Raw genomic sequence first — 7849 nt, 5'->3', positions numbered from 1 at the left:
CTATCAGAAATTGATCGCTGGTGCTTTTTTTCATTAAATCAGTTCATTTTTTACCCACAGATATCCCTGAAGAGCCATTTTTAAAGGTGACCCCATTCGCCATGAGTGGATATCCTGTTTGCTACTTCAAGCATTGGTAAAAAAACACACGACAGTCGATAAATCTGATGATGGCTGGCTTACTGCTCTGGTACAGGGCGATTTAGATGAAGAGTCATTAACGTCATTGTCTGCTCATTTGATTGATGCCAAACATCGACCATTAGATAATTTGCCGCCTGCAGCCAAACTTGTTGCCTGGTTGATTGTGTCTCATCACCGGTTGCCATTTACGCATGATGATATGCGGGGTGTCAAAGCGGAAACACTGGATGATTTACTTAAGCGCATCAGCCATCTCTGGGGTTATGAGAATCGCTACGATGAGGTCGATTACAAAGCTCGCTTGCAAGCCTGTTTCCGTTTTCCCAAAGGATTTATCTTGCAGTCAAAACGCTGGAAAAGTGCGCTGATAAAATGGGCGGGAAGGTTACAAATCTGCCAGCCACAGGTTGAGAAGGTTCTCTCAGACGGCAGTTACCGGGCTGTCCTGCACCATGCTCGTTTGTGTTTAATGCTGGGAGATCATAATTACTCATCGCAGGAAGCCGCCAAAGGCTGGCCAGACACAACGGGGCTGTTTGCTAATACTGATTCTGATACCGGTAAACTCAAGCAAAAACTGGACGAGCATCTTGTTGGTGTAGCGCAACAGGGTGTGCGCAACGTATGGTTGCTGCCTGCCTTTGAAGTTGAATCCACAATGCCTGTAGCGCGAGACATTGCCAGCCTGAAGAAAAAAAGCCCCAAAGCTTTTTCCTGGCAGGACAAGGCCGTTGTAAAAATCAAACAGTGGAGGGACGGCCAGCCTGATAAACGTACTGGTTTCTTTGCCGTCAATATGGCCAGTACCGGCAAGGGCAAAACGTTTGCCAATGCCAAAATCATGCGTGCGTTGTCCGAAGATGGCAACAGTCTTCGATATATTCTGGCTTTGGGTTTACGGACGTTGACACTGCAAACTGGTGATGAATACCGGGACAGAATTGGTCTCGATAATACTGAACTGGCGGTGTTAATTGGTTCCCGCGCCGTGATGGATTTGCACCAGCAGGACCGCTTGAGTGAGCAAAGAAATAAGCCAGAAGAAAACGGCTCTGAATCAGCAGAAGCCTTGATGGATGAAGACATAGACTTCGACCATGCTCTGCCGGAAGAAGGGTTATCAACAATACTGAAACAGGATCGGGATCGTAAATTTCTCTATGCACCTGTTCTTGCCTGCACTATTGATCACCTTATGGCCGCCACAGAAACCAAACGAGGCGGGCGTTATATACTTCCATCCCTGCGATTATTGTCATCGGATCTGGTCATTGATGAGGTCGATGATTTTACCGGCCACGACCTGATTGCCATCGGACGGCTGATTCATTTAGCTGGGATGCTTGGTCGCAAGGTGATGATCTCCTCCGCCACTATTCCTCCCGATCTGGCAGAAGGCTATTACAAAGCTTATCGGGATGGTTGGCAGTTATTCTGCAAAACCCGCAATGCCAGCAGCTCTATCGGTTGTGGCTGGATAGATGAGTTTGGAACACAGGTCACCACAGGCAGTGAGCAAGAGGTGCCTGAGGCTATTGGTGCGTACCGCAAACACCATGCAGCTTTTGTCAGTAAAAGGGTGGATAAACTGAATCAGGCGCCGGTCAAACGCCGGGCTGATATTGTCAGCTGCAAAACTGCGCTGGCAGAGCCAACAGACAAGCAACAAGAATATTTCAGGTTGATGGCTCAGGCGGTTTTAAACAAGCACCGGCATCATCACACCCGTGAAAGGAAAAGCGGCATTGATGTGTCGTTTGGTGTCGTGCGCATGGCCAATATCTCCCCATGCGTGGCACTCACCCGGTATCTTCTGGAGTATGACTGGCCTGCGGATACCGAGGTACGTGTAATGGCTTACCACAGTCAGCAGGTGCTGTTGATGCGTCACCTACAGGAGCAGCATCTTGATCAAGTACTCAAGCGTAAGGAAAATCCCGAAGAGCAACCTCAGGCGTTTTCAAATATGGTCATTCGTCAACACATTGATGGCGTATCTGAAAACACACGACACTTGGTTTTTATCCTGGTGGCAACGCCTGTTGAGGAAGTGGGTCGGGACCACGATTTTGATTGGGCTGTAGTAGAGCCGTCCTCTTATCGTTCGATTATTCAGCTGGCTGGTCGCGTAATGCGGCATCGCGAACAGGCCATTAGCGAGCCAAACATCAGTCTTATGCAATACAACTGGAAAGGTATAAAGCACGCTGACAATCTCGATGAGAAGGTGTTTAATCGACCTGGCTTTGAAGAGATCTTCACTTTGAAAAGTCACAGCTTGACAGATTTGATTGACGAACAAAGTATTGGTCAGCGTCTGGATGCTGTTCCGCGTATACAGAAACCTCCTCGGGAAGAATTTGATCACACCGGTAAGTTGGCGCATCTTGAACACGCTGTGACTAAGTGTCTTCTGACCCTTGAGCATTCACAGAGCTACGGGCCGAATAGTTTGAATGGATATTTGTTTGAAGCCTGGTTTCTGACGGCTTTGTCACAGGCTCTTACTCCCTTTCGTGCCAGCCTTCCCAGTCTGAATATCTATCTGGTATACGACCCTCAAACACAAAGCTGCCGATTTCATGAGAGGGATAACGAGGGCTGGATGATAGACAGAGAGGGGATATTGAATATTCAACGGCATATTCTCAGCCCTGAGCTTCATTCACGGCTGTGGTTGGTGCGAGATTATGATCAGGCATTAGCGGAGCTGGCGGAAGAAAAGGGAATCTCTCTTCGTAAAGCATCAATGATGTTTGGGGAGCTGAGTTTTTTATATCGCGAAACCAGTCACTATGCCTACAACGACCAGTTAGGTCTGGTAAAAGCTGTGAATCAGTAGAGAAATCTAGCCAGGGCGGTAGCCACTGGCTAACAGCTGCCTGTACGGCAGTGGACGAATGATTTAGTAGCTTTATTTCTAAGCTGCCTCCACGGCAGATAACAAATTATATACGGTGCTGGTATAAGATTTAACTATTTTTATTAGTCTTATATGATTTAATATCTTTAGGTGTTGATTTGTCGGATGGGTTGGCCTATTTTGACTATCGTCATAATCAACAAAGCGGTTCTGAATAATGAATGATGCTGCCGTCATCGGCTTTTTCAGGGAAAGAAAAGAAGCTTGGTTGAAAAAAACGATCAAGCCGGCTATGGATGAGAACGAAGTTCTCATCAAGAAAGCGGAGTGTGAACAACTGTTTTCTCTGGAAGAGTGGTTGCCTAATGCCGCTAAGAGAGCCGGTCAGATTTCTATATCCAGTCACCCCTGCACGTTCAGCCATCCCAGTTCCCGGAAAAGCAAGAACGGTTACACCACATCAGTGATTGCTCAGAGCCAGAGCTGTTCAGATGGATTTCTGCGAAGTGGAAATGTTGAGGTTCAGAGTGATGCTCTGGGTAATGCGGCTGCACTGGATGTTTACAAGTTTTTGTCGCTGATTACTGAAGATGGCAAAACGTTACTGACACATTTGGAAGCCGATTCCGATCTGGCAAGAGCGTTGCTCTCTACCCAAAAAACCAGCTATGAAGTCCTGAAACAGGGCTTTATGGAGATGATGCAAAGCGGCTCAGAAAGTATCACCAGCTCCAAAATCAAACAAGTGTATTTCCCAGTAGGAAACGACTACCACCTGTTATCGTTACTAACACCGTCCGGTATCGTGTTCGACTTGCGTAAGCGTCTGGATGTTATGCGGTTTGGTGATGAGATAAAGCAGGCTCGTGAGAATAGGCGCAATAACACCTATCAGGAGAGAGACTATCGGGAGATTTATGGTTTAACGACAATAGGCTGGGGAGGAACTAAACCGCAAAATATTAGTGTATTGAATAATCAAAACGGTGGTAAAGCGCACTTGCTGCCCAGCCTGCCACCCGAGCTAAAAAAACGTAACGAACACTTCCCTAAACAGGACTTTTTTACCCAGTCGGTACGGTATCAGCATTGCGTAGAAACATTTCAAAGTCTGCATAACCTGTACAGCAAAGATCACAATAATAGGCTCGTGCGCGCTGCGCGAGATGAATTCTATCTCTCCATTATGGATTACATCGTCACCCGCATGTGGCAACTGCGTGCTGTCGCCGGTGAGCAATACAACCCGGATTATCACCAGTTATCGAAAGCTCAACGTATCTGGCTGCTGGAAGAGCATGCACAAGCACGGGAAGACTCTGATGACTGGCTGGACGATATTACCGGCTCAATTACTCAGTTCATTTTCCACGGTTATGAAAAAATGCTGGGTAAAAAAGCCATAAAATTCAGTGATACAGAACAAGGGCATATTGCTCAATTGATTGTACAACACCGGGAGGTTCTGCGATGAGTGGTGCCATTCGTACACTGCTGTTATTACCCCATATTCGTATCCATAACGCCAATGCGCTGTCCAGTCCCTACACCATTGGCTTTCCTGCGATGACAGCATGGCTGGGCGCAGTTCATGCCATGCAACGCAAGATACAGTCATACTTGTCTACCGTGGAATTTGTAGCGACAGGCGTCGTGTGCCACTCAATCAGCCTGCAAATCTACAAAGGCCCGAACGATTTCGTTTCCTCCATAATTGGTACAGGCAACCCGCTGGAACCCAAAAGCGAAAAGAACAATCCGGGCAATGCAGTAAGATCGTCGTTTATAGAAGAGGCCCGCTGTCACCTTGATGTTTCGCTGATTATTGAGGTGTCAGGGCTGGATATAGACGATCACGATCTACTGTGTAAACGGGTCAGCCAGTCCCTGCACACCATGAAAATCGCCGGTGGTGATATTAACCAGTTCGCTGCCCCCTTCATACGCAAGATCGAAGACGGCAACGACAAAGACATGGCGCAACTTAATCGTCGGTTAATGCCGGGTTACGTGTTAATCGAACGGCGAGAGTTGATGGCGCAGTCCATGGAAGAAGGTCAGGATGCCCTGGAGGCCATACTCGATTATCTGGCTATTCACCACCACTGCGAGCGGAATGACCAAGAGGAAGTTGTTTGGTCCAGCCATCGCAAAAAGCAGCCCCAAAAAAACGATGAGCCGGCAAAGCCAGCCGGTTGGATTGTTCCTATAGCTACGGGTTTTCATGGTATTACGCCAATCGGTGAAGCCAAAAATCAGCGTGACCCAGAAACACCCCATTGCTTTGCTGAAAGTGTGGTGACATTGGGAGAATTTAAAATGCCTTATCGTGTAAAGAGCGTGGATGAAATGCTCTGGCGATACCACTTTAATGAGGCGTCTAGCCTTTACCTGTGTCAGCAAATAACTAACGACACTGGCAGTGTCAGCAACATTGATTACTACTAATCGGGAAAGGATATTAACATGGCCAAACAAGATAACATTGCCTCAGTACTGGCATTCGAGAAAAAACTGGTTCCGTCAGACGGTTATATGTACGGAACCAGCTGGGACAATCGCAACGAAGCCAGTCCGCTCTGTTTGCAGGAAAAATCGGTACGTGGAACGATTTCCAATCGCCTGAAAGCAGCGATTAAAGGGGATCCGGCCAAACTGAATGCAGAAGTTGAAAAAGCCAATCTGCAAACCGTAGACACCTGCTCTTTAGGGCCGGATCAGGACACCCTGACACTGCATTTTACCCTGAAGGTGCTGGGCGGTATTCACCAACCATCAGCGTGTAATAACGCGGCCTTCAAACAGAGTTATGGAAAAGCAGCGAAAACCTATGTTGAAAGCCAGGGCTTCACAGAGTTGGCTCGTCGTTATGCCTTGAATATTGCCAATGGCCGGTTCCTGTGGCGTAACCGGGTAGGCGCCGAAGCTGTTGAAGTTGTCGTCAACGTACTGAACAAAGGTTCTGAACAACAATGGACGTTTGATGGCACGCAGTACAGCACCCGTCATTTTGACGTAGACGACACTCAGATCAACAGTCTCGCTGCCCGTATTGCCAATGTACTGGCCAGTGATGACGATTTTCTGATTCTGGATATCGTCTGCCATGCCAAGGTTGGCCGTGCCCAGGAAGTTTATCCCAGTGAGGAGCTGGTTCTGGATAAAGGGAAAGGCGAAAAAAGCAAAATTCTCTACAGCTACGACGAAGACCGAAAAGCGGCCATGCATTCTCAGAAGCTTGGTAATGCTCTGCGTACCATCGACACCTGGTATCCGGACTACGATAACATCGAAGAAAGTGCCGGCCCAATAGCGGTTGAACCGTATGGTGCTGTCACCAATCTTGGTAAAGCCTATCGCACCCCGAAGGACAAACAGGATTTTTATACGTTCTTTGATAACTGGGCGCGAGGTGAAACATTGCCACGTATCGAAGATGAGCACTATGTCATGGCAGTACTTGTCCGTGGTGGTGTATTTGGCCAAAGCGATAAATAGAGGTGAAAATGCAGGTATATATTGACATCACCCTGCTGCCTGACGATGACATTGGCCACCACTTTCTCTGGGAGAAACTGTTCAGGCAGGTGCATATTGCGCTGGTTGACAACAAAGATGCTGAAGGGAACTCTCCTTTTGGGATCGGCTTCCCGGAGTACCATGGCGAAAAACATCGGCTAGGTCGTAAGCTGAGAGTTTTTGCTCCGAGTCAGTCAACTATGGAAACCCTGGCTATGCCACGATGGCTGGAACGGCTATCGGATTATGTGCACATCACTTCCATTCGTCCGGTTCCGGAAAAAATAGAAGAGTATGTCCGTTTTCAGCGGCTACAAACCAAATCCAACCCTGAACGTTTGGCACGCCGTGCCAGCAAACGCCAGAATATTTCACTGGAGGATGCGCTGAAACAAAGAGCGAATGCAAAGTCACAGCTCACCAAAGCCCCTTATATCTGGGTCAGAAGTCTGAGTAATGAGGAGCGGTTTCGGTTGTTTGTCACCAGAGAGAGTGTGAAGAAAGCAGAGCTATCGACTTTTACTCACTACGGGCTGGCAAAAAAAGGCGCTGATGGCGCTATACCCCATTTTTGACCCTTTAAAAATGGTTCTTTAAAAATGCGATGAAAAACAATCGGTTACGGTGTGACTAAAAAAGAAAGGGTAAAAAGCCTATTTCAACCCTAAGTCATTGCCGTAGCTGATTTTTTACGTGTAGAATTCCTGTTCACTGCCGCACAGGCAGCTTAGAAATTTTTTCTGTAATGGTCAAACCTTTCCCATGAGTTCACTGCCGCACAGGCAGCTTAGAAATTTTCTCTGTAATGGTAAAACCTTTCCCATGAGTTCACTGCCGCACAGGCAGCTTAGAAATCGCCACGCACTGAAGAAGGCTTCTGTACGGTGTTCACTGCCGCACAGGCAGCTTAGAAATTCTAGCACTCCGTAGCGGTACTTTGTTACGAGTTCACTGCCGCACAGGCAGCTTAGAAAGTATCGAGAAGCACCAAGAGTCATCTGTTCCAGTTCACTGCCGCACAGGCAGCTTAGAAAAGAAATATCACTCAACTTTCGCCATACTATATGTTCACTGCCGCACAGGCAGCTTAGAAAACTCAACGCCACGGCCATTGATGTAGCAATACGTTCACTGCCGCACAGGCAGCTTAGAAAATTACCAATGTGGCGGAATGTTTGGGCAGCTTGTTCACTGCCGCACAGGCAGCTTAGAAAATACACGCAGTCAAAATGTTCAATTTTTATGGGTTCACTGCCGCACAGGCAGCTTAGAAAACTGGGCGAACTGGATCGGAACCGGGCAATCAGTTCACTGCCGCACAGG

General features: G+C 47.6%; 5 protein-coding genes and 1 CRISPR repeat array. All 5 genes read left to right on the top strand.

All coding sequences use genetic code 11. From position 1 onward, the window contains the following. Positions 1-76 precede the first annotated feature (76 nt). The 5 genes from cas3f (at position 77) to cas6f (ending at position 7101) form a co-directional block, all read left to right on the top strand. Positions 77-2986, top strand: coding sequence for a type I-F CRISPR-associated helicase Cas3f (gene cas3f / locus Q1B11_RS19700; protein WP_366139495.1), 2910 nt, complete (start codon positions 77-79; stop codon positions 2984-2986). Positions 2987-3224: 238 nt separating this feature from the next. Further along, on the top strand, positions 3225-4481 hold the full coding sequence (gene csy1 / locus Q1B11_RS19695; protein ID WP_299735627.1) for a type I-F CRISPR-associated protein Csy1: 1257 nt from the start codon (positions 3225-3227) through the stop codon (positions 4479-4481). Then, entirely contained in the window at positions 4478-5455 is a 978-nt protein-coding gene (csy2, locus tag Q1B11_RS19690; protein WP_299735625.1) for a type I-F CRISPR-associated protein Csy2, read from the top strand. Before csy1 ends, csy2 begins: the two co-directional genes overlap by 4 nt. Positions 5456-5473: 18 nt before the next feature. Then, positions 5474-6505, top strand: a complete 1032-nt coding sequence (gene csy3, locus Q1B11_RS19685; RefSeq protein WP_299735623.1) for a type I-F CRISPR-associated protein Csy3 — start codon at positions 5474-5476, stop codon at positions 6503-6505. Between the two features lie 8 nt (positions 6506-6513). Then, positions 6514-7101: a type I-F CRISPR-associated endoribonuclease Cas6/Csy4 gene (gene cas6f, locus Q1B11_RS19680; RefSeq protein ID WP_299735620.1), complete on the top strand. Its 588-nt coding sequence runs from the start codon at positions 6514-6516 to the stop codon at positions 7099-7101. Positions 7102-7232: 131 nt separating this feature from the next. After that, a CRISPR array of direct repeats spans positions 7233-7800; the repeat unit is 28 nt; unit sequence GTTCACTGCCGCACAGGCAGCTTAGAAA. Positions 7801-7849 lie beyond the last annotated feature (49 nt).

Origin of the sequence: uncultured Endozoicomonas sp., from assembly GCF_947495845.1 — a bacterium.
Lineage (GTDB): Bacteria > Pseudomonadota > Gammaproteobacteria > Pseudomonadales > Endozoicomonadaceae > Endozoicomonas.
This window is presented reverse-complemented; position numbering and strand designations above follow the sequence as displayed.

Coding starts and splice junctions, on each gene's coding strand:
- csy1 (WP_299735627.1), top strand. CDS start 3,225: ATGAATGATGCTGCCGTCATCGGCTTTTTCAGGGAAAGAAAAGAAGCT.
- csy2 (WP_299735625.1), top strand. CDS start 4,478: ATGAGTGGTGCCATTCGTACACTGCTGTTATTACCCCATATTCGTATC.
- csy3 (WP_299735623.1), top strand. CDS start 5,474: ATGGCCAAACAAGATAACATTGCCTCAGTACTGGCATTCGAGAAAAAA.
- cas6f (WP_299735620.1), top strand. CDS start 6,514: ATGCAGGTATATATTGACATCACCCTGCTGCCTGACGATGACATTGGC.